19 protein-coding genes are annotated in these 21,167 nt (G+C 65.4%); 10 read left to right on the top strand and 9 right to left on the bottom strand.

The genetic code is table 11. The annotated features are described in order from the left end of the window. Positions 1 to 112 precede the first annotated feature (112 nt). The 9 genes from BGP85_RS10085 to BGP85_RS10045 all read left to right on the top strand — a co-directional run bounded on the left by BGP85_RS10085 (position 113) and on the right by BGP85_RS10045 (position 10,382). The gene (locus BGP85_RS10085) at positions 113 to 1,450 is read left to right on the top strand and encodes a UDP-glucose dehydrogenase family protein (RefSeq protein ID WP_103447030.1); all 1,338 of its coding nucleotides are present in this window, start codon (positions 113 to 115) and stop codon (positions 1,448 to 1,450) included. After that, the gene (locus BGP85_RS10080) at positions 1,438 to 2,412 is read left to right on the top strand and encodes an NAD-dependent epimerase (protein ID WP_103447029.1); all 975 of its coding nucleotides are present in this window, start codon (positions 1,438 to 1,440) and stop codon (positions 2,410 to 2,412) included. Before BGP85_RS10085 ends, BGP85_RS10080 begins: the two co-directional genes overlap by 13 nt. A 34-nt stretch (positions 2,413 to 2,446) precedes the next feature. Further along, on the top strand, positions 2,447 to 3,190 hold the full coding sequence (locus tag BGP85_RS10075) for a glycosyltransferase family 2 protein (RefSeq protein WP_103447028.1): 744 nt from the start codon (positions 2,447 to 2,449) through the stop codon (positions 3,188 to 3,190). Beyond that, positions 3,187 to 3,459: a lipid-A-disaccharide synthase N-terminal domain-containing protein gene (locus BGP85_RS10070; RefSeq protein WP_079227811.1), complete on the top strand. Its 273-nt coding sequence runs from the start codon at positions 3,187 to 3,189 to the stop codon at positions 3,457 to 3,459. Before BGP85_RS10075 ends, BGP85_RS10070 begins: the two co-directional genes overlap by 4 nt. Before the next feature lie 3 nt (positions 3,460 to 3,462). After that, positions 3,463 to 5,019 (top strand): ArnT family glycosyltransferase, encoded by a 1,557-nt coding sequence (locus BGP85_RS10065; protein WP_103447027.1) that lies wholly within the window; start codon positions 3,463 to 3,465, stop codon positions 5,017 to 5,019. Between the two features lie 89 nt (positions 5,020 to 5,108). After that, positions 5,109 to 5,978: an SdiA-regulated domain-containing protein gene (locus tag BGP85_RS10060; RefSeq protein WP_258035884.1), complete on the top strand. Its 870-nt coding sequence runs from the start codon at positions 5,109 to 5,111 to the stop codon at positions 5,976 to 5,978. Between the two features lie 73 nt (positions 5,979 to 6,051). After that, the gene (locus BGP85_RS10055) at positions 6,052 to 7,272 is read left to right on the top strand and encodes a putative DNA modification/repair radical SAM protein (protein ID WP_103447025.1); all 1,221 of its coding nucleotides are present in this window, start codon (positions 6,052 to 6,054) and stop codon (positions 7,270 to 7,272) included. Further along, positions 7,263 to 8,102 carry a TIGR03915 family putative DNA repair protein gene (locus BGP85_RS10050; RefSeq protein WP_103447024.1) on the top strand — a complete coding sequence of 280 codons (840 nt, stop codon included), beginning with the start codon at positions 7,263 to 7,265 and terminating at the stop codon, positions 8,100 to 8,102. The genes BGP85_RS10055 and BGP85_RS10050 overlap by 10 nt, the downstream gene beginning before the upstream one ends. A gap of 123 nt (positions 8,103 to 8,225) precedes the next feature. Further along, positions 8,226 to 10,382 (top strand): TonB-dependent siderophore receptor, encoded by a 2,157-nt coding sequence (locus BGP85_RS10045; protein ID WP_103447023.1) that lies wholly within the window; start codon positions 8,226 to 8,228, stop codon positions 10,380 to 10,382. 7 nt (positions 10,383 to 10,389) lie between these two features. On the opposite strand, the gene BGP85_RS10040 is transcribed toward BGP85_RS10045, so the two are convergent. After that, entirely contained in the window at positions 10,390 to 11,241 is an 852-nt protein-coding gene (locus BGP85_RS10040) for a type 1 glutamine amidotransferase domain-containing protein (protein WP_103447022.1), read from the bottom strand. 97 nt (positions 11,242 to 11,338) lie between these two features. Here BGP85_RS10040 and BGP85_RS10035 point away from each other — a divergent pair, with 97 nt between their 5' ends. Continuing rightward, the gene (locus BGP85_RS10035) at positions 11,339 to 12,277 is read left to right on the top strand and encodes a LysR family transcriptional regulator (protein ID WP_103447021.1); all 939 of its coding nucleotides are present in this window, start codon (positions 11,339 to 11,341) and stop codon (positions 12,275 to 12,277) included. Here the strand turns inward: BGP85_RS10035 and BGP85_RS10030 are convergent. From BGP85_RS10030 to BGP85_RS09995, 8 genes are all read right to left on the bottom strand, one after another. Then, positions 12,264 to 13,529, bottom strand: coding sequence for an OprD family porin (locus tag BGP85_RS10030; protein WP_103447020.1), 1,266 nt, complete (start codon positions 13,527 to 13,529; stop codon positions 12,264 to 12,266). The genes BGP85_RS10035 and BGP85_RS10030 overlap by 14 nt on opposite strands. Before the next feature lie 79 nt (positions 13,530 to 13,608). Next, positions 13,609 to 14,793, bottom strand: coding sequence for a 3-(3-hydroxy-phenyl)propionate transporter MhpT (gene mhpT / locus BGP85_RS10025; RefSeq protein WP_103447019.1), 1,185 nt, complete (start codon positions 14,791 to 14,793; stop codon positions 13,609 to 13,611). An 84-nt stretch (positions 14,794 to 14,877) separates the two neighbouring features. Continuing rightward, the gene (gene mhpE / locus BGP85_RS10020) at positions 14,878 to 15,888 is read right to left on the bottom strand and encodes a 4-hydroxy-2-oxovalerate aldolase (protein WP_103447018.1); all 1,011 of its coding nucleotides are present in this window, start codon (positions 15,886 to 15,888) and stop codon (positions 14,878 to 14,880) included. Beyond that, positions 15,885 to 16,817, bottom strand: coding sequence for an acetaldehyde dehydrogenase (acetylating) (locus tag BGP85_RS10015; RefSeq protein ID WP_103447017.1), 933 nt, complete (start codon positions 16,815 to 16,817; stop codon positions 15,885 to 15,887). The genes mhpE and BGP85_RS10015 overlap by 4 nt, the downstream gene beginning before the upstream one ends. Before the next feature lie 11 nt (positions 16,818 to 16,828). Then, positions 16,829 to 17,623 carry a 2-keto-4-pentenoate hydratase gene (mhpD, locus tag BGP85_RS10010; RefSeq protein ID WP_103447016.1) on the bottom strand — a complete coding sequence of 265 codons (795 nt, stop codon included), beginning with the start codon at positions 17,621 to 17,623 and terminating at the stop codon, positions 16,829 to 16,831. Positions 17,624 to 17,638: 15 nt separating this feature from the next. Beyond that, on the bottom strand, positions 17,639 to 18,502 hold the full coding sequence (locus BGP85_RS10005) for an alpha/beta fold hydrolase (protein WP_103447015.1): 864 nt from the start codon (positions 18,500 to 18,502) through the stop codon (positions 17,639 to 17,641). A gap of 19 nt (positions 18,503 to 18,521) precedes the next feature. Continuing rightward, the gene (mhpB, locus tag BGP85_RS10000; RefSeq protein ID WP_103447014.1) at positions 18,522 to 19,466 is read right to left on the bottom strand and encodes a 3-carboxyethylcatechol 2,3-dioxygenase; all 945 of its coding nucleotides are present in this window, start codon (positions 19,464 to 19,466) and stop codon (positions 18,522 to 18,524) included. A gap of 1 nt (position 19,467) precedes the next feature. Then, complete coding sequence (locus BGP85_RS09995; RefSeq protein ID WP_103447013.1) at positions 19,468 to 21,135, bottom strand: bifunctional 3-(3-hydroxy-phenyl)propionate/3-hydroxycinnamic acid hydroxylase; 1,668 nt, start codon at positions 21,133 to 21,135, stop codon at positions 19,468 to 19,470. Positions 21,136 to 21,167 lie beyond the last annotated feature (32 nt).

Genomic DNA, 21,167 nt, shown 5'->3' with positions numbered 1-21,167 from the left:
AAAAATGTGACATTTTTTTTCTACTTTTTCGCCAAGGATCTCTGCGGCCAAATGCCAAACACCTGCGTCAGCAGGGGTACTGCCCGTACAGGTTCACACCATGGAGCTTTGAATGAAGGTTACGGTTTTCGGTACCGGCTATGTCGGCCTTACTCAGGCGGTATGCCTGGCCCAGGTGGGGCACTCGGTGTTATGCATGGATATCAACGCCGAGCGGGTGGCGGCGCTCAGCGAGGGGCATTGCCCGATCTTCGAGCCCGGCCTTGCGCCCCTGCTGGAGAAGAACCTGGCCTGCGGTCGCCTGCGTTTCACCACTAGCGCCGCTGAAGCGGTGCACTACGCCAGGTTGCATTTCATCGCCGTCGGCACTCCGCCCCAGGCCGATGGCAGCGCCGACATGCGCTATGTGTTCAGCGTGATCGACAGCATCCTCGAACATGCCGATGGCCCCAAGGTCATCGTCAACAAGTCCACCTCGCCGGTCGGCACGGTAGACCGCATCAAGGCGCGAATCAGCCAGGCGGTCGCCGACGCAGACCGCTACCACGTGATCAGCAACCCCGAATTCCTCAAGGAAGGCTCGGCAGTGGATGACTGCATGCGCCCGGACCGCATCATCATCGGCGGCGCCGCACCGGCCGAGGTCGAACTGCTGCGCGAGCTGTACCAACCGTTCAGCCGCAATCACGAAAAAGTCATGGTCATGGACGCGCGCAGCGCCGAGCTGACCAAATACGCCGCCAACTGCATGCTGGCGACCAAGATTTCCTTCATCAACGAAATGGCCAACCTGGCCGAGCAACTGGGGGCCGACATCGAAATGGTCCGCCGCGGCATCGGCTCGGACCCGCGCATCGGCTACGACTTCATCTACCCCGGCTGCGGCTTCGGCGGCTCGTGCTTCCCCAAGGACCTGCAGGCGCTGCGCAGGACCGCCGAGGCCGAAGGCATCGACCCGCTGCTGCTGGGCGCGGTGGAAGCGGTCAACCAGCGGCAGAAGAGCCGGCTGTTCAGCAAGATCCAGCGCCACTACCCCGGCGGCCTGCACGGCAAGGTCTTCGCCTTGTGGGGCCTGTCGTTCAAAGCCAACACCGATGACATCCGCGAAGCTTCCAGCCTGGTGCTGCTCGAAGCACTGTGGGCCGCCGGCGCCAGCGTCCAGGCCCACGACCCGCAAGCCATGCAGGAGATCCAGCGGCACTACGGCAATCGCCCCGACCTGAAACTGGTGCCGTGCAAGGACGATGCGCTGGAAGGTGCCGATGCCCTGGTGATCGTCACCGAGTGGCAGGACTACCGCGTGCTGAACCTGGACAAGGTCCCGCAGCAACTGGCTGACCGCGTGGTGTTCGACGGCCGCAACCTGTTCGAACCCGAGCACATGGCCGCTGCCGGCCTCACGTACTACGGCATTGGCCGTGGCCAGGTGAATCCACCATGCCCGTACTGATCACTGGCGCGGCCGGATTCATCGGTTTCCACCTGGCACGCCGCCTGTGCGAAGCGGGCATCGAAGTGGTGGGCATCGACAACCTCAACGCCTACTACAGCGTCGAGCTCAAACTGGCGCGCCTGCAACAGTTGCTCGCCTACCCCAGTTTCCGCTTCCAGACGGTCGACATCGCCAACGCCGCCGACATGCAGCAACTGTTCGCCGGGCAGCCGTTCAGCGAAGTGATCCACCTGGCGGCGCAGGCCGGTGTGCGCTACTCGCTGGACAACCCGGCGGTGTATGGGCAGTCCAACCTGACCGGCTTTCTCAACCTCCTCGAAGCCTGCCGCCAGCACCCGCCGCAGCACCTGATCTATGCCTCCAGCAGTTCGGTGTACGGCGCCAATACCAAGCAGCCGTTCAGCATCGATGACCCAGTCGAGCAGCCAATTTCGCTGTATGCCGCGAGCAAGCGGGCCAACGAGCTGATGGCCCACAGCTACGCGCACCTGTACCAGTTGCCGATCACCGGCCTGCGCTTCTTCACCGTCTACGGCCCGTGGGGCCGCCCCGACATGGCGCTGTTCAAGTTCACCCGGGCGATGCTCGAAGGCCAGCCGATCGAGATCTACAACCACGGCCAGATGGCGCGCGACTTCACCTACATCGACGACATCGTCGAAAGCATCCTGCGCCTGCGCCAGAAGCCGCCACGCCCTGAAGACGGGCAACCGCCCTGCCAGCTGTTCAACATCGGCCGCGGCCAGCCGGTGCGCCTGCTGGAATTCGTCGATTGCCTGGAGAACACGCTGGGTATCAAGGCCCGGCGCGAGTACCTGCCCTTGCAGGCAGGTGACGTGCTGGAAACCTGGGCGGATGTGGACTCACTGACGCGCTGGATCGATTTTTCGCCGAGCACCCCGCTGGAGCACGGCGTCGCCGCTTTCGTTGGCTGGTACCGGGATTTCTACCGGGTTTGACCACGCAATCATTACAAGAACACAGGTAGCCTCAATGACTGATCCACTTGACCTCTCGGTACTGATCCCCGCCAAGAATGAGGTCGACAACCTGCCGGCATTGCTGGCGGAAATCCGCACGGCACTGGCCAATGAAAACTACGAAGTGCTGGTGGTCGACGACGGCAGCACCGACCAGACACTCAACATGCTGCGCCAGCTCAAGCAGCAGGGCTTCAACCAGTTGCGCATCCTGCGCCACGACCGCTCGCTGGGCCAGAGCACCTCGATCTGGCATGCCGCCCAGGCTGCCCGTGGCCGCTGGCTGGCCACCCTCGACGGCGACGGGCAGAACGACCCGGCCGACATCCCCGGCATGCTCGCCCTGGTACGCGGCAACGAAGATTTCGCCGGCGGCATCCAGCTGGTCGCCGGCCACCGCGTCAACCGCCGCGATACCGCCAGCAAGCGCTGGGCCTCGCGCTTTGCCAACGGCCTGCGCAGCCGCCTGCTCAAGGACGCCACGCCGGACACCGGCTGCGGCCTGAAACTGATCGACCGCGACGCCTTCCTGCGCCTGCCCTATTTCGACCACATGCACCGCTACATCCCGGCGCTGATCCTGCGCCACAAGGGTCGCATGCTGGTGCACCCGGTGAACCACCGCCCGCGCCATGCCGGGGTATCCAAGTACGGCAACCTGGACCGTGCCCTGGTCGGCATTCTCGACCTGGTCGGGGTCTGGTGGCTGATCCGCCGCACACGCCTCGACACCCAACCCCAGGAGCTCGAAGGATGACCCGCGAAACCCTCTGGCTGATCGTCGGCTTCGCCGGTCAGGTCGTGTTCACCGGCCGCTTCGTCCTGCAGTGGCTGTATAGCGAATTCAAGAAGCGCAGCGTGATCCCGGTGGGCTTCTGGTACCTGAGCATGCTCGGCAGTGCCCTACTGCTGATCTACGCCATCTACCGCGAAGACCCGGTGTTCATCATCGGCCAGTCGTTCGGCCTGGTGGTCTACCTGCGCAACCTGCAATTGATTGCCCGACACAAAGAGCAGAAGGAATAGCCCTTGCCTAGGTTCAAGACGCTCGGGGCCGAACGCCTGGCCTTGGTTGCACTCGCTGTCCTGCTGGTCGGTGCCGGCATCGGCTGGCGCCAGCCGATGAACGTCGATGAGGAGCGCTTCCTCGGCGTAGCCCTGGAGATGCTCCAGAGCGGCAACTGGTTCATCCCCCACCGCGCAGCGGAAATCTACGGCGACAAGCCGCCATTATTCATGTGGACCGTGGCCCTGTTCAGCTACCTGACCGGCTCGCCCAAGGTCGCCCTGTACCTGCCGGGGCTGATGTCCGCGGCGACCATCACCTTGGTGCTGCATGACCTTGGGCGACGCCTGTGGACCCGGCGCATCGGCGTGATTGCCGCGCTGCTGTTCCTGGCGACCTACCAGAGCTACAGCATCCTGCGTACCGGGCAGATCGACAGCTACCTGTGCCTGTGGGTGGCGCTGGGCCTCTACGGCATGGTCCGCCACCTGTTGCTCGGGCCTGCCTGGGGCTGGTTCTACCTGGCCTGCGCGGCCATGGGCCTGGGCATCATCAGCAAGGGCGTGGGGTTTGTCCCGGCGCTGATGCTGCTGCCCTACGCCTGGGCGGTGCGCAAAGGCTGGCGCGGCGTGGTGGCCTATCCCGGCCAGGGTGGGCGCTGGAGCCTGGGCTTCGTCTGGCTGCTGGCAGGCTGCGCGGTGTGGCTGCTGCCGCTGCTGGTCTCGATCGCCCACGGTGGCGGTGCGGCGGAACTGGCCTACCTGAAGGAAATTCTCCTGCGCCAGACCGCCAACCGCTATGCCAATGCCTGGGACCATCGCGAGCCCTTCTGGTACTTCTTCGTCAAGGTCATCCCGCAGTACTGGCTGCCCCTGATCCTGGCCTTGCCGTGGCTGGTTCCGGCCTGGCGCCGGCAGTTGCAGAAACGCGATGGGCGCTTCCTGCTCCTGCTCGGCTGGGTGGCCCTGGTGCTGCTGTTCTTCAGCCTCAGCAGCGGCAAGCGCAAGCTCTACATCTTCCCGGCCCTGCCCGGCCTGGTACTGGCCATCGCGCCGCTGGTGCCATGGATGGTCAAGCGCTGGCTGCAGCGCCGGCCCGGCTGGCGCAAGGCGTTCACCGCCATTGCCGTGGCCTGGTTCTGCCTGTGGTTCGCCCGCGGCTTCGTCGAGCCGCTCAAGGAAGGCCAAAACCCCCACGAAACCTTGATGGCCGACGCCGCACGCGCCACCGGTGGCGCCGAGCTGGTGCTGGTCAACTGGCGTGAAGGGCACTGGCTGTTCGCCCGACAACCCATCGTCCATTTCGGTTTCGCCAACCAGTCCAAGCCTGAAACGGCCGTGTACTGGCTGCGCCATAACCCCTCGGCCTTCGCCCTGATCCCGGAAACCGAACTGGGCCGCTGCTTCAACGCCGACAAGGCCCACCGGCTGGGCGATACCTCGCGCGCCGAGTGGTACGTGGTCGGTGCCGATGCCGACAACGGCCAGTGCCAGCCAGCCGTACCTGCACAGGTCTACCACTTCGCCTGGGCCAACACCCCCGGGAACCTGCAAACCGCAGCACAGAGGCCCGCACCATGACGACCCAGACCCTGCCAGTGCCGCGCCGGCACCTGTGGCGACGCTTGAACCGCTGGGGCCAAGTCGGCGCAGTCGGCGTGCTGGTGGCCATGGCCCTGTTGGGCATCGAAGCCGCCCGCTCGTTCTGGCCCCAACAGCTCTACGCACACCTGAGCAACCGCTGGACCGGCGACACCGCACCTGGCAAGAACATCTGGCTGCCGGACTTCAAGGTCACGATCGACGCCAAGGTGGTGGACCCTGGCCTGGGCAACCTCTCCGGCATCACCTACGACTACGACCGTGACCGGCTGCTGGCAATCACCAATGGTGTACCCATGGAGCTGCTGGAGCTGAGCAAGTCCGGCGACATCGTGGCGCGCTACCCGCTGGTGGACTTCGAGGACACCGAGGGCCTGGCGTACCTGGGCAATGGCCGCCTGGCCATCAGCGACGAGCAGAAGCAACGGCTGGACGTGATCAGCCTGCCCGACCACCCGCAGCCGATCTACGCCAGCGAGGCCCAGTGGATCACCCTCGACATCAACCCGACCTTGCGCAACAAGGGCTTCGAGGGTGTGACCTACGACCGCCAGCACGACCGCCTGTTCGCCATCAAGGAGCGCGACCCACGCCAGCTGTTCACCGTGACCGGCATGCTCACGGCGCTCAGCGGCGGCCCCCTGCAAATTACCGTCAGCGACCGCCGCGACTGGGTCAAGCGCAGCGTGTACGCCACCGATCTGTCCGACGGCTACTACGACCCGCGTACCGGCCACCTGCTGGTACTCAGCGACCAGTCGAAGAACATCACCGAGCTCGCTGGTGATGGCCGCTTCGTCAGCATCCGCTCGCTGCGTTCCTGGCTCGGCGGGCTGCACCGTGATGCGCCGCAGCCCGAAGGCATGACCATGGACAGCGCCGGCAACCTCTATATCGTCAGCGAGCCGAACCTGTTCTACGTCCTCAGCAAGCCCTGAAGCCGATTCAGGCCCTTGCAAATGTACAAGTCTCGAAATACTGTATGAATATTCAGTATTTCGAGACATCCCCATGCAGCTCATCGCCAAACTCGGCATTCTCGCCGATGCCGCCAAGTACGATGCCTCATGCGCCAGCAGCGGCGCGCCGAAACGCAGCTCGCGTGGCAGCGATGGGCTGGGCGCGACCGATGGCATGGGCATCTGCCACAGCTACACCCCTGATGGCCGCTGCGTGTCGCTGCTCAAGGTGCTGCTGACCAATTTCTGCCTGTATGACTGCCAGTACTGCGTCAACCGCCGCTCCAGCAACGTGCCGCGGGCGCGCTTCAGCCCCGAGGAAGTGGTGCGCCTGACCCTGGACTTCTACCGGCGCAACTGCATCAGCGGCCTGTTCCTGAGTTCCGGGATCATCCGCTCGGCCGATTACACCATGGAACAGCTGATCCGCGTGGCACGCCTGCTGCGCGAAGAACACAACTTCCGTGGCTACATTCACCTCAAGACCATCCCCGACGCCGACCCGTTGCTGATCGAAGAAGCCGGGCGCCTGGCCGACCGCCTCAGCGTCAACATCGAGTTGCCCACCGATGCCAGCCTCAAGCGCCTGGCCCCGGAAAAACAGGCGCATACCATCCGCCAGGCCATGGGCGTGATCCATCAGGGCCAGCAGGCCGTGGCCGGTGAGCCGAAAGCACCGCGCTTCACCCCGGCCGGGCAGAGCACCCAGGTGATCGTCGGCGCCGACGCCACCGACGACAGCACCCTGCTGCGCAACGCCGAGTCGCTGTACCAGGGTTATGGCCTCAAGCGCGTGTACTACTCGGCCTTCAGCCCGATCCCCGACAGCCCTGGCAGCGTGCCCCTGGCCGCCCCGCCACTGCTGCGCGAACACCGCCTGTACCAGGCCGACTTCCTGCTGCGTGGCTATGGCTACAAAGCGGGTGAACTGCTCGGCGAGGCCGGCAACCTGGCGCTGGACATCGACCCCAAGCTGGCCTGGGCACTGGCCAACCGCGAGGTGTTTCCGCTGGATGTGAACCGTGCCGAGCCGGCGCTGCTGGCGCGCATTCCCGGCATCGGCCTGCGCAGCGTGCAACGGCTGGTGGCACTGCGCCGCGAGCGGCGCGTACGCTACGACGACCTGATCCAGCTGCGCTGCGTGCTGGACAAGGCACGGCCGTTCATCGTCACCAGCGATTACCGCCCCGCCGATGGCGAGTTGCGCAGCGGCTTGCTCAGGGCGCGCCTGCGCGAACCTCAGGCGCCACAGCAGATGGGGTTGTGGGGGTGATTGCGCTCGATTGCGATGACCAGTTCGGCACTTGGCGCAACCAGGCCCGCACCTTGCTCGGCCACGGTATCGACCCCGCCGACGTGACCTGGGCGCAAGGCCCGACCCAGGACCTGCTGGCCCTGCCCACACCTCTGCCCGAAGGCCCTGGCCCATTCCGCGCCAAGGTCCCCGCCACGCTGCTGACGCAACTGGAGCAAGCAGCACGCTACCGCGGCGAACAACGCTGGAACCTGCTGTATGAAGTGCTCTGGCGCGTGGCCCACGGCGACCGCACGGCCATGCTGGCGGGTGACCGCCTGGGCAGCGAATTGCAGCGGCGTATCAAGCAGGTCAGCCGCGAGGCGCACCACCTGCATGCGTTCGTACGTTTCGTGCCGCTGCCCGAGGCGCTGGCCGAGCAGTTGCAGCTGGACCTGGTGGCCTACCATGAACCCGCTCACGACATCCTGGAGAGCGCCAGCACGCACTTCGCCGACCGCCTCGGGCGCCAGCGCTGGCTGATCGCGACACCACAGGACGGCATCCGCTTCGACGGCCAGGCTTTCGAATATCAGCGCCGTTGCCCGGTCGATTGGCGGCAATGGGCACAAAATGCCGAAGACCCCGGTGCCGAACTGTGGCGTACCTATTACCGGCACACCTTCAACCCGGCCCGGCTCAACCCGGACGCGCTACGCCTGCACATGCCAGGGCGCTTCTGGCGGCACCTGCCGGAAGGGATGCTGATTCCCCAGCTCGAAGGCCTGGCGCGGCAAGGCAAGCAGCGTGACGGGCAGGCGCTGGAGGTGGCCAGCCAGCGTGGCAAGAGGATCACCCGCTCCGGGTGATTTGTGAAAATTTTGTAATGGATCTGGCATACCGCCTTCCCAAGATGCGACACATCCTGACAAACTAATTGCTAATCATTCTCATGCTTATGTGCATTAGCAACCATCAGGAGCCCACCCGTCATGTTGTCGCCCCTCGCGCACACGCGCCCCCTTCCCGCTCGCAACCTGCTCGCCATGGCCATCTGCATGGCTGTTGTCACGCCAGCCGTAGCCGAAGATACCCCCACCACCCTGGAACTGGGCGCCACCGAAATCAGCTCGGACGCGCTGGGCAGCACCACCGAGGGCTCGGGCTCCTACACCACCGGCTCCATGTCCACCGCAACCAAGCTGCCACTGAGCATGCGTGAAACGCCGCAGGCGGTGACCGTGATCACCCGCCAGCGCATGGACGACCAGGCCATGACCAGCATCAATGACGTGGTCAAGGCCACCCCCGGCCTGTTCCTCGACTACTCCAGCGGCCCGGGCCGGCAGAGCTACTCCTCGCGCGGTTTCAACATCGACAACCTGATGTACGACGGCATCCCCAGCGGCTATACCGGTTGGGTGGTCGGCGCCCAGCCGAACCTGGCGATGTTCGACCGAGTCGAGGTGGTGCGCGGCGCCACCGGCCTGGTCACCGGTGCCGGCAACCCGTCGGCAGCCATCAACCTGGTGCGCAAGCGCCCACTGGCCGAGCAGAAGGTCACCCTGACCGGCGCCGCCGGCAGCTGGGACGATTACCGCGGCGAGGTCGATGCCTCCAGCCCGCTAAACGACAGCGGCACCCTGCGCGGACGCGTGGTGGCGTCCTACCGTGACGCCAACAGCTACATCGATGACGTCGAGGAAGACCACGGTCTGTTCTATGCGGTGACCGAGGCGGACCTCTCCGATGACACCAGCCTGATGCTTGGTTTCTCGCACCAGAAGGACAAGACCAACTACTTCTGGGGCGCCATGCCCACCGCCCTCGACGGCCACCACATGGGCTTCTCGCGCTCCTACAACCCGGGCACCGACTGGGAGAACAAGGACCAGGAGATCAACACCGTGTTCGCCGAATTGCGCCATCGCCTGGCCAATGACTGGGCGCTGCAGCTCAACGCCAACTATGCGCAACAGGATGCGACCTTCACCGGGTCCTACCAGTCGCGCTGGGCTGGCCTGCAAGCACCGCTGCAACGCACGGTCTACCAATCCAAGCATCAGGAGAACCAGGCCGGCCTGGACGGCTTCGTCAGCGGCCCGTTCGAGCTGCTCGGGCGCACCCACGAACTGGTGGTAGGTGCCAGTAAGCGCATCTACGACATGGACACCCGCAACTACAGCCCGTACGACATGTTCTGGCCGCTCAATGGCGGTAAACCGAACTTCGTACACACCGACAACCAGCGTGAAGTCACCACCCAGGATGGCGTGTACCTGACCACCCGGCTGAACCTGGCCGACCCGCTCAAGCTCATCCTCGGCGGGCGCCTGGACTGGTACGACTATGACAACCGTGATGGCGACGGCGATTACAAGGTGACCCGCAACGTCACCAAGTATGCCGGCCTGATCTACGACCTGGACGACCACCACTCGGTGTACGTGAGCTACAGCGACATCTTCACCCCGCAAAGTTCCAAGGACACCTCCGGCACCCCGGTGAAACCGATCGTGGGCAAGAACTATGAGGTCGGCATCAAGGGCGAATACTTCGACGGCGCGCTCAATGCCAGCATCGCGCTGTTCCGCATCGACCAGGAAAACCGTGCCACCCAGGTGTTCGTCGCGAACTGCCCGCAGACTTCCTGCTACGAAGCTTCGGGCGAAGTGCGCAGCCAGGGCATCGACATGGAACTGCAAGGCGCGCTGACGCCAAACTGGCAGATCGGTGGCGGCTATACCTATGCCCGCGCGCACACCATCAAGGACGCCGCCAACCCCGCCAATGTCAACCAGCGTTTCGATACCGACACCCCGGAGCACATGTTCAAGCTGAACACCGTGTACCACTTCCAGGGCCCGCTGGAGAAGCTGCGGGTCGGTGGCAACATTTCCTGGCAGAGCCGCATCTACAACGACTTCACCGTGGCCGATGGCAGTGAGTACAGGCTGGTCCAGGGTGCCTATGCGGTCACCGACCTGATGGCCGGCTACCGGGTCAGTCAGCATCTCGACCTGCAACTCAACGCCCACAACGTGTTCGACCGCAAGTACTATTCGGCCGTCGCCAGTTCGGTGGACTACGGTGGCGATACCTGGGGGGCGCCACGTAATCTGATGATGACCGCCAAATACAGCTTCTAGTGCCGCCTCAGTCGGCCTGCTGATGCTCAGCCAGCTTCTCCAGCAACACCTTGGCCAGTGCCTTGTCGGAGAATGGGTTCTGCCCGGTGATCAATTCACGATCCACCAGCACATGAGGCTGCCAGGCCTGGGCGTAGGTCATGTGACCGCCCGCTCCGGCCATGGCCTTGGCCGGATAGAACTGCAGGCGCTGCGGCTTGAGCGAAGCTTCGAACACCTGCTCTTCCGGGTCGGAGAAGATGGTCATCCGATAACCCTGGTAAACCCAGTCATCGGCCGCCGGCTGCTCGCCACGCGTCAGGGCGGCCTGGTAGCTGGCCGGGTCGCGTTGCGCCGACAGCAGCGCAATGGGCCCGTGGCAGATAGCGGCGGTAGGCTTGCCGGCCTGATGGAAGTGTCGCAGCAAAGCCCCGACATCAGGGTTGTTGGCCAGGTCGATCAGCGGCGCATGGCCACCGGGAATGAACAAACCGGCATAGCGTTCAAGGTCGCCGGCCAGCACTTGCTTCACCGACAAGGTGTCGTTGATGCCCGGCAGGCCTTTCACGACCTGCTCGATGCGCCGCATTTCCGTGTCGTCGCCAGCAAAGTACTGGGGATCGATTGAGCGCACGTCCACGCTTGGCGCATTACCCTTGGGCGTGACCAGCACCAGCTTGTATCCAGCCTTGAGCAGCTGGTCGGCGGGCACACCGAATTCATTGAGGTAGTAACCCGTCGGATAGCGCTTGCCATCCTGCAACATCAAACTGTTTTCACTGGACAGCAGTACCAGCACTTCGCCTTTTGGCGTGGCATGGGCAGCACCGGTGAGCAATGCCCCAGTCACCGCCAGCACCAGGGAGGTCGTCTTGTTCATCAGGTTTTACCTATCGAGTCATGAGGGAACTGGGCCCATCCTAATCAGGCAGCTATGATTCGATAATTCGAAAGCTTTTATTTCTGTGATCCATAAAATGAATATCGCTAGCAAGGATCTCAACCTGCTGTACCTGTTCCACGTGCTGTATCAGGAACGCAACGCCACACTGGCGGCCGCGCGCATGGCCCTGAGCCAGCCAGCCCTGAGCCACAAGCTCAACAAGTTGCGGCACCAGTTTGGCGACCCGCTATTTGTGCGCGCCCCACGTGGCCTGGCGGCAACCCCACGTGCCCATGAACTGGCTCCCGAAGTGCAGCGCCTGGTCGAAGGCCTGGCCGCCTTCTATGAACGGTGCGACGGCCAGGAATTTCTCGCCCGCCCTGCCCGCCTGCACGTGTACAGCACCGATTTCATGGAGCAGACCCTGCTGCCCAGGCTCTTGCCAGTCCTGCGCCGCCAAGCGCCCAACCTGGTGTTGATCACCCACAACACCCGTGGCCAGTTGCCGCGCGAAGCCCTGGAAAAGGGGACCTGCGACCTGGCCATCGCAGGCTTCTACACCGACCTGCCAGACACCTTTCATCAGCAACGCCTGCTCAGCGAGGATTTCGTGGTGCTGGCATCGCGCAGCAACCCGCGCCTGACGCAGGGGCTCGACCTTGAGGCCTTCCTGGCCTGCGACCACCTGCTGACCACGCTCACTGGCGACCTCGATGGCCTGGTGGACCGCGCCCTGCGCGCTGCCGGCCACAGTCGACGGATAGTGGCCGGTTTGTCGAGTTTCCTCGCGCCGGCACGGCTCGTTCGCGGCACCGACCTGCTGCTCACCTGCCTGCGCTCGGTCGCCGAAGAAGCCGCCGAACGTGACACAGACTTGTGCATGTACGCCTTGCCCCTGGCCCTGCCCAAGGTCGAAGTGATGCAAATCTGGCATGAGCGGACCCATGCCGATCCGCTGCGGCAATGGTTTCGTCAACAGCTGCAGGCCGCAGCACGGACTGACGCCAACCCCGCAGCTATCACCAGAGCCTGACGGTATAGTCCACATTGACCCGCAGTTCGTTGTCATCGCGGTGGCTCGCCCCCGCCGCGAAGTCATTGCGATACCAGGCATGGCGCAGGCGCAGCGTCACGCCTTTGAACGTGCCCTGCTGTACGGCGTACGACAGCTCCACATCCTTCTCGCTCTCGCTCAGCCCACTGCCACCCAGATGCGCCAGTTCGATGTTGTCGCCGCGCACGTAGCGCAGCATGCCCTTGAGCCCCGGCACGCCGAACGGCGCGAAGTCTTGGTCGAACTTGACCTGCCAACTGCGCTCCCTGGGGTTGATGAACTCCGAGCTGAGCGTACCCTCGGTGATCACCAGCGGCTCGGTGCCGTACAGGTACGGCATGGCAGTATCACCGTCCAGGCGCATGTAGCCAGCCCCGAGGCTGTGGCTGGCCCAGGCGTAGGTCAGCATCAGTGCGGTATTGCGGTTGTCGACCTTGCCGGCCTTGGCAGCGCCGTCCTCACCGGCGACGAACAGGCGAAAATCGCTTTTCAGGCGGCCCGCCCCCACCGCGCGGTCGTCGACGAAGCCGAAGTAGTCCTTGCGGTACATCTGGTCCAGTTCGGCATGGTAGTAGCGCAACGTCAACGCGTCGGACCAGGCGTAGTCGCCCCCGACGAATGTGAAGCGGTCCGAGGTGGCCGCACCATTGAAGCGGCCGTTGGGCGCGGCGACGCTCATCTTCTGGTAGTCGGTGGAATCGCGCAGGTTGATCCGGTCGAGCCAGCCGGCGTGCAGGCTGAACCGGTCGATATCAGTTGAACGCAGGTAGGCACCACGGAAGGTCTGCGGCAACAGCCGGGTCGGGCTGGCGAAGGCGATTGGCAGAAAGGTGCTGATGGTGCCGCCTTGCAGCTCGGTGTGCGAGATGCGCATCTTGCCGGTCAGGCCCAGTTCTGAATAGTCATCGGCGGGTTCACGGGTGGTTCGGTCGAACGGCAGCAGGCCGGTGCCGGCGCGATCGGGCGAGGAGTCCAGCTTCACCCCGAGCATGCCCTTGGCATCCAGGCCGAAGCCGACCGGCCCCTGGCTGAACCCGGAGCTGACATTGAGGATGAAACCCTGGGCCCATTCGCGTGCGGCGGCCTGTGGCGTGGTACCCAGGTAGTTACGGTCGAAGTAGTAGTTGCGCAGCACCAGCTCGGCATGGCTGTCTTCGACGAAGCCAGCGGCATGGGCAGCGCTGCTGCAGAGCAGGCCGACGGCCAGGCAGGTTTTCGGGGCCTTGTGCATGGTCACTTTACTTTTTTGTAGTTGTAGAAAGCCCTGCCGCAGACCCAGCAGGGAGCACGCAAGGTTGAACAGCGCGAAGTCAGGCGGGGCGCCGGCCGATCAGGCGGAACAACGCCAGCGCCGCAATCACCACACCCGGCGCCGAGGCCAGCAGCACGCCGGCAGAGCCTGCCCCGAGGGCCAGCATCTGGCCCGCCACCAGCGGCCCGCTCATCGCCCCCAGGCGGCCGACGGCAACGGCCGCGCCAACGCCTGTAGCGCGCACCCGCACAGGGTAGAAATGCGGGGCCAGGGCATACAGCACGCCCTGCCCACCGGTGGCGAAGAAGCCCGCGCAAAAGCCGGCGGCAAGCATGCCGCGCAACTCGCTGGCCAGCCCCAGGCCAGCCAGCGCAGCGAGAATGCCCAAGTACACCAGCGCCGCCGTGGCCCAGGCCGGCAGACGTTCGAGGACCAGGCCCAGGGCCAGGGTGCCGATGGCGGCGCCGATCTGCAGGGCGAACATCACCCAGCTGGCGTCATGGCTGCTGAAACCCTGGCCGACCAGCAGGCTCGGCAGCCAGTTGATCAGGATGTACACCACCATCAAGGTGAAGAAGTAGCTCAGCCACAGCAGCCAGGTCGCCCCCTGGCCGAACAGCTCTCGGCGCAGGTTCGCCGTGGCCTCGGCCTGGGCCGTGGCGCGAAACTGGCCCGACTCGGGCAGGTAGCGCAGCAGCAGAGGCAGGATCAGCAGCGGCCCGGCACCGCCGACATGAAACACCCGCTGCCAGTCACCGCTGTAGCCGGCAATGCCGATGCCCGCTGCCAGCGCCGCGCCCAAGGGCACACCACAGTACATCAGGCTCACTGCGCTGCCGCGCAGGCGCTGGCCAGCGGCTTCCGACGTGAGCGCGATGAGGTTGGGCAGTGCCGCGCCCAGGCCCACGCCAGTCAACAGGCGGGCCGTCAGCAGGCTGGGCAGGTTCCAGGCATGGGCAGTGGCCAGGGAGAACACACCGAACAGCGCGACCGAGCCGATCAGCACACGCTTGCGGCCAACCCGGTCGGCCAGCCAGCCGCCGACCAGGGCGCCGGGCAGCAAGCCGAGGATACCGGCGCTGAACACCCAGCCCATTTGCAGCTTGCCCAGTGCGAAGGCGCTGGCCATGCCTGGGGCGGCGATGCCGGCGGCTTGCAGGTCGAGGCCTTCAAGCAGCGCGACGAGAAAGCACAGGCCGATGGTGATCGATACACGCGACGTGTCGATTGCAGGAGAAGTCATGGGATTACCCGTCTTGTTTTTGTATTGGGGTCGAGAGGGGGCGCTGTGCGCCCCATTCGCGGGACAAGCCCGCTCCTACAGGGGTCAGCGCTTGAGCAGGTCCAGCGCCACATCGACGATCATGTCTTCCTGGCCACCCACCATGCGCCGCTTGCCCAGCTCGACGAGGATGTCCACCGCCTTGATGCCATAGCGGGCAGCGGCCACTTCGGCATGGCGCAGGAAGCTCGAGTAGACCCCGGCGTAACCCAGCGCCAGGGTTTCCCTGTCCACCCGCACCGGCCGGTCCTGCAGCGGCCGCACCAGGTCGTCGGCGGCGTCCATCAGCGCGTACAGGTCGGTGCCGTGGTGCCAGCCCAGCTTGTCGGCGGCGGCGATGAACACTTCCAGTGGTGCGTTGCCGGCACCCGCGCCCATGCCGGCGAGGCTGGCGTCGATGCGGTCGCAGCCCTCCTCCACGGCGGCGATGGAGTTGGCCACGCCGAGGCTGAGGTTGTGGTGGGCGTGGATGCCGGTCTCGGTCGCCGGGTCGAGCACCGCCTTGACCGCCCGGAAGCGCGCACGGATGTCGTCCATGTTCATCGCCCCGCCGGAGTCGACCACGTAGATGCAGGTGGCGCCGTAGCGCTCCATCAGCTTGGCCTGTTGCGCCAGCCCTTCGGGCGTCTGCATGTGGCTCATCATCAGGAAGCCGACGGTGTCCATCCCCAGCTCGCGGGCATACTCGATGTGCTGGCGCGACACGTCCGCCTCGGTGCAGTGGGTGGCCACGCGAACGATGCGAGCACCGGCGTCGTAGGCGTTCTTCAGGTCGTGAATGGTGCCGATCCCTGGCAGCAGCAGCGTGGCGATCTTGGCGTGGTTGACCGCGTCGGCCGCTGCTTCGATCCATTCGAGGTCAGTGTGGGCACCGAAACCGTAGTTGAAGCTGGAACCCTGCAGGCCGTCGCCATGGGCCACTTCGATCGAGTCGACCTTGGCCCGGTCGAGGGCGCTGGCGATGGCGCGCACGTCATCCAGCGAATACTGATGGCGGATGGCGTGCATGCCATCGCGCAGGGTCACGTCACTGATGTAAAGCTTCTTGCCGTTCATGCCGGGGCTCCCATCGCCAGGGCCATGCGCTCGGCGGTGGCCAGCGCGGCAGAGGTCATGATGTCGAGGTTGCCGGCATAGGCCGGCAGGTAGTGGGCGGCGCCTTCGACTTCGAGGAACACCGAGGTCTTGAGGCCGGTGAAGGTCCCCTGCCCCGGCAGCTTCAAGTCGCGCACCTGTTCGAACTGCACCTGCTGCTTGAGCCGGTAGCCCGGCACATAGGCCTGCACCGCAGCGGCCATCTCTTCGATGCTCGCCGCCACCTGCTGCGGGTCGGCGGCTGTGCTGAGCACGTAGACGGTATCGCGCATCATCAGCGGCGGTTCGGCCGGGTTCATGATGATGATCGCCTTGCCCTTGGCCGCACCGCCGATCACTTCGATGGCCTTGCTGGTGGTCTCGGTGAATTCGTCGATGTTGGCGCGGGTGCCGGGGCCGGCGGATTTGCTGGCGATCGAGGCGACGATCTCGGCGTAGTGCACCTTGGCCACCCGCGACACCGCCGCGACCATGGGGATGGTCGCCTGGCCACCGCAGGTGACCATGTTGACGTTGGTCGCCTGCAGGTGCTGCTCAAGGTTCACCACCGGCACGCAGTACGGGCCGATGGCCGCCGGGGTCAGGTCGATGATGCGCAGCTCGGCCTTGTGCTGGCGCAGGAAGGCGTCGTTCTTCACGTGGGCGCCGGCGCTGGTGGCGTCGAAGACGAAATCGATGTCCTTGAACACCGGCAGGCGGGTCAGGCCCTGCACCCCTTCGTGGGTGGTGGCCACGCCCAGGCGGGCGGCGCGGGCCAGGCCGTCGGAGGCCGGGTCGATGCCGACCATCGCGGCCATCTCCAGGTGCTTGGCATTGCGCAGGATCTTGATCATCAGGTCGGTGCCGATGTTGCCGGAACCGATGATGGCGACTTTGCGTTTGTGGCTCATGGGGTTCTCCGTCATTCGCCGCTGAAGGTCACGCCGACGCGGCCCAGGCCGTCGATCTCGGCTTCGAAATGGTCGCCCGGCGCCACCGTTACCATCGGCCCGAGGGCCCCGGTGAGGATGATGTCGCCCGCCCGCAGCGGTTCGCCCAGGCGGGCCATGGTGCGGGCCAGCCACACCGCAGCGTTGAGCGGGTGGCCGAGGCATTCGGCGCCGCTGCCACTGGACACCAGCTCGCCATTGCGGCTCATGCGCATGGCCGCGCCGCGCAGGTCGAGGTCGTGCAGTTGGCGGGCCGGGCCGCCGAGCACGAAGCTGCCGCTGGAGGCGTTGTCGGCCACGGTGTCGGCGAAGCGGATGTTCCAGCCCTGGATGCGGCTGCCGACGATTTCCAGTGCCGGCAAGGCATAGGCCGTGGCGCCGATCACATCGGCGAAGGTGGTCTGGGCACTGGGCAGGTCATGGGCCAGTACCAGGGCGATCTCGGCCTCGATCTTTGGCTGCATCACGCTCGCAAAAGGCACGGTTTCGTTGTCGCCGTAGCACATGTCGGCGAACAGGCTGCCGAAGTCGGGCTGGTCGACACCCAGCTGTGCCTGCACCTTGGGGTTGGTCAAGCCGATCTTGCGCCCGACCAGGCGGCGGCCGGTGGCCAGGGCATGGGCCACGTTCAGGCGCTGGATGGCATAGGCGGCCTCGGCGTTTTCCGCGCCGATGGCGTCGCGCAGCGGGGCAATGGCTTCGCCCTGCTGTTGCGCGCGCCGCAGGCCGGCGGCCAGGCGTTCGAGGGTTGCTGAATCGATGGTCATGGGGTGTACCTCAAATCAGTGCTGGAGGAAGTCCAGTACCAGGCGGTTGAAGGTGTCGGCGTGCTCCCACTGGGCCCAGTGGCCGCAGTTGTTGAACACGTGCAGTTCGGCGTCGGCGATGCCGGCGATCAGGCGCAGGCCGACGTCCATCGGCACGAAGCGGTCGTTGCGGCCCCAGATCACCAGGGTGCGGGCCTTGATCTCGCCCAGGCGTGCGCCGAAGTCGGGGAACTGCTTGGGGTTGGCGGCCAGGCTGGCGACGAAGTTGTCGAGGTGGTCGCGGCGGGCGAGCATGTTGTCCAGGCGGGTCTGGAACAGCGCCTCGGTGAGGTCGCTGGGGTCATAGACGAAGACGTTCATCATCTTCTTCAGGTTGTCGATGGTCGGCTCGCGGTACAGCGCGTTGATCAACTTGATGCCCTCGGTGGGCATCGGCACGAACGGGCTGGCGCCACCGGTGCCACCGCCCATCAGTACCAGTTTGCCGACCCGCTGCGGGTAGCGCAGGGCAAAGGCCACGGCACTGTGGCCGCCCATGGAGTTGCCAAGGATGTGCACGCGCTCAAGGCCGAGCACATCGAGCAGGCCCTTGAGCGCGGTGGCGTTGAGGTCCGCGCGCGAACCACGGCAGACGATCGGGTCGCTCTTGCTCCAGCCGGGGCAGTCCAGCAGCACCACGCGGTAGCCGGCGGCCAGCAGCGGTTCGATGTTGCGGTTGAAGTTGGCCCAACCACTGGCACCCGGGCCGGAGCCGTGCAGCATGACCACGGTCTCGGCGCCTTCGCCGAGGTCGTTGTAGTGCACCTGCAGGTCGAGTTCACCTTCGCGGATATGGGCGAAACGGCTGCTGTCGGCTTCGTTGATGGCGATGCGGGTCATGAAGGGAGTCCTCCGTTGATCAGGTAAGGGAATGGGCGCTGAGCGAGCCGAAACCGGCGATCCATTCGGGGATCGGCCGGTAGTAGCGCGCGCTGGCCTGGTAGTCACCAAACGCGGCCAGCGCGGCAAAGGCGGCTACCCAGGTCTTGACCTCGTGGGTCGACTTGCCGGCCAGTGCCGACAGCTCGGCATTAGCCATGCCATCGAGTTCGGCAAAGCGGCGCTGCTCCAGCAGGTCGAGGAAGTGGTTGTCCCAGGCCGGGTTGAGCGGGTGCAGGCTGTGCTGGTCACGCACGAAACCTTCGGCCGCGCTGATCACCCGTTGCTGGCGGGCCTGGCGCTCGTTGGCCGGCAGGTCGCGGCCACTGCCCATCAGGCGGTCGGCCATGCGCGCATCGACATGGGCCAGCTCCGGTACCGGCGGCTGGTGCGACAAGCCACCGGAGCCGAGGAACAGCACGCGCTTGCCGGTACTGCGGGCGAAACGGCCGATGGCCTCGCCGAGCAGGCGGGCACGGGCAAAGCTCGGCAGCGGTACCGCCACGCTGTTGATGAAGACCGGGATCACCGGCTTCTGCGCCAGGCCACCGAGCAGATACTCCAGCGGCTGGGCAAAACCATGATCGACCTGCATGCGGTAGGACACGGCGGCGTCCACACCCGCCTGCAGTACCGCATCGGCGCAGGCCTCGGCGATATCACGCGGCACCTCCAGCGGGCCGGCGACACTGTTGAAATCACCGATGGCGGTGGCGCCCATGCCGATGCAGAAGGCCGGCATCACGTCGTAGAAAAAGCCGTTGTAGTGGTCCGGGGCGAACAGGAACACCAGCTGCGGGTCGAACGCGGCGATGCGCGCGCGGGCAGCGGAGACCACCTCGTCCACTTCCGCCAGCACGGCTTGCGCCGGATCGACGTACCCCACCAGCGGGGTGTGCGACAAGCAATGCAGGTAGGCGCTCATCTCAGGCCACCTTGGACGCCAACGGCGCCTGCTGGGTGGTTTGAGGGCGAGCGTCCAGCGCCTGCAACAGCGCGTCGCTGGCCTGGCCGACGGTTTGCGGAATGGCCACCGCACCTACGAAACGGTCCGGGCGCAGCAGCACGATAGACACCGGGTGGCGACCGAACCATTCCTTGAGGCGGCCACTGCAGTCGCCCACGCGAATCACCCCATCCGGCACTTCGCGCCCGGCCTTGAGCTGCACCTGGGGCAGTACCTGGATGAAGCAGGCCCCCAGTGCACGCCAGGCCTGCACCTGCTCGGCACTCAGGCCCCACAGTGGGTCGTTGCCCCAGGCGATGAAGGCGAAATTGCTGCCGATCACATCGTCGAGCAGGCGCGTCTCACCCGCTTCGATGACCACCTTGGGCTGGATGAACATGCGCCCGACCGGCGTGGCCTTGTTGTTCGGCTCGGCCACCAATGCGCCTTTGGCGTATTGCGGCATGGGTTTGAAGCGCATTTCCAGGAAGTAGCGCTTGACCGCCGGCAGGTAGTTCAACGCCCACGACACGCCATCACGCAGGATGCCCTGCCAACGCTTGGGCGGCGCCAGCACGTGGCCGGCAAGCACCGACAGGTCGATCATCGCCTTGGCATGGTCGCGCCGTTCCTGCTCGTAGGTGTCGAGCAGCGCCTCGCCGGCCAAGCCCTTGGCCACCAGCGCCAGCTTCCAGCCGAGGTTGCTGGCATCGCGCATGCCGCTGTTGTAACCCTGGCCCTGCCACACCGGCATGATGTGCGCGGCATCGCCGGCCAGCAGCACCCGCTTGACCCGGAACTGGCCGGCCAGGCGGGCATTGTGCGTGTACACGCGCTTGCGGATCAGCTCGACCCGGTCCGGGTCCGGCAGCACCTTGGCCAGCAACTTGCGCAGGTTCTCCGGCTGGCTCAGCTGCGCCTCGGTCTCGCCTGGCATCACCATGAACTCGAAACGCCGCACGCCGTGGGGCAACGCGGCCGATACGTACGGGCGCACCGGGTCGCAGCACAAGTACACGTTTGGCGTGCCCAGCGGGTCGTTGGCGATGTCGATGACGATCCACTGGTTGGGCGCGGTTTTGCCTTCGAAGGCAATATCCAGAGAGCGGCGGATCAGGCTGTTGCCGCCGTCACAGGCCACCAGGTAACGACCACGCACCGTCTCCTGCCGACCTTCGGGGCCGTTCATGCGCAGGCTCACGCCCTGCTCGTCCTGCTGAAACTCGACCACATCGCGGGAGAACAGCGTGCGTACGTTGGCAAAGCGCGCCAGACCCTGGTACAGCACGGCATCGACCTGCGGCTGGATGAAGGCATTGCGCCGCGACCAGCCAAATTCGTCGGTCATCGGCTGGATGTCGGCAAAGCAACGGCCCTTGGGCGTCAGGAAGCGCATGGCGTGCCACGGCGTGGTGTGCGGCAGCACTTGCTCGACCAGGCCGATGGCCTGCACGGTGCGCAGCGACTCGTCGTCGATGCCGATGGCGCGGGGGTAGTCGATCAGCTGGTCGAGCTTCTCGATCTGCAGCACCTGCACGCCGGCCTGGCCCAGGTAATTGGCGATCGCCAGCCCTACCGGGCCGGCACCGATGACCACCACGTCAGCGGTGTAGTCGGCCTGAAGGTGATCTGAATTTGACGTGTTCATTGCGGTAATCCTCGACACGGCCCGACGGCGCT

The sequence above is a fragment of the Pseudomonas putida genome (assembly GCF_002906855.1).
In the GTDB taxonomy this organism is placed as follows: Bacteria; Pseudomonadota; Gammaproteobacteria; order Pseudomonadales; family Pseudomonadaceae; genus Aquipseudomonas; species Aquipseudomonas putida_N.
The sequence above is the reverse complement of the archived record's forward strand: the minus strand, read 5'-3'. Positions and strand labels throughout refer to the sequence as shown.

Bases quoted from the DNA above. Each gene is read 5' to 3' on its own strand.
- BGP85_RS10045 (WP_103447023.1), top strand. From the start codon at position 8,226: ATGTTGTCGCCCCTCGCGCACACGCGCCCCCTTCCCGCTCGCAACCTG.
- BGP85_RS10015 (WP_103447017.1), bottom strand. From the start codon at position 16,817: ATGAGCCACAAACGCAAAGTCGCCATCATCGGTTCCGGCAACATCGGC.
- BGP85_RS10080 (WP_103447029.1), top strand. From the start codon at position 1,438: ATGCCCGTACTGATCACTGGCGCGGCCGGATTCATCGGTTTCCACCTG.
- BGP85_RS10085 (WP_103447030.1), top strand. From the start codon at position 113: ATGAAGGTTACGGTTTTCGGTACCGGCTATGTCGGCCTTACTCAGGCG.
- BGP85_RS10060 (WP_258035884.1), top strand. From the start codon at position 5,109: ATGGCCCTGTTGGGCATCGAAGCCGCCCGCTCGTTCTGGCCCCAACAG.
- BGP85_RS10075 (WP_103447028.1), top strand. From the start codon at position 2,447: ATGACTGATCCACTTGACCTCTCGGTACTGATCCCCGCCAAGAATGAG.
- BGP85_RS10035 (WP_103447021.1), top strand. From the start codon at position 11,339: ATGAATATCGCTAGCAAGGATCTCAACCTGCTGTACCTGTTCCACGTG.
- mhpD (WP_103447016.1), bottom strand. From the start codon at position 17,623: ATGACCATCGATTCAGCAACCCTCGAACGCCTGGCCGCCGGCCTGCGG.
- BGP85_RS10055 (WP_103447025.1), top strand. From the start codon at position 6,052: ATGCAGCTCATCGCCAAACTCGGCATTCTCGCCGATGCCGCCAAGTAC.
- mhpE (WP_103447018.1), bottom strand. From the start codon at position 15,888: ATGAACGGCAAGAAGCTTTACATCAGTGACGTGACCCTGCGCGATGGC.
- BGP85_RS09995 (WP_103447013.1), bottom strand. From the start codon at position 21,135: ATGAACACGTCAAATTCAGATCACCTTCAGGCCGACTACACCGCTGAC.
- mhpB (WP_103447014.1), bottom strand. From the start codon at position 19,466: ATGAGCGCCTACCTGCATTGCTTGTCGCACACCCCGCTGGTGGGGTAC.
- BGP85_RS10070 (WP_079227811.1), top strand. From the start codon at position 3,187: ATGACCCGCGAAACCCTCTGGCTGATCGTCGGCTTCGCCGGTCAGGTC.
- BGP85_RS10030 (WP_103447020.1), bottom strand. From the start codon at position 13,529: ATGCACAAGGCCCCGAAAACCTGCCTGGCCGTCGGCCTGCTCTGCAGC.
- BGP85_RS10040 (WP_103447022.1), bottom strand. From the start codon at position 11,241: ATGAACAAGACGACCTCCCTGGTGCTGGCGGTGACTGGGGCATTGCTC.
- mhpT (WP_103447019.1), bottom strand. From the start codon at position 14,793: ATGACTTCTCCTGCAATCGACACGTCGCGTGTATCGATCACCATCGGC.
- BGP85_RS10005 (WP_103447015.1), bottom strand. From the start codon at position 18,502: ATGACCCGCATCGCCATCAACGAAGCCGACAGCAGCCGTTTCGCCCAT.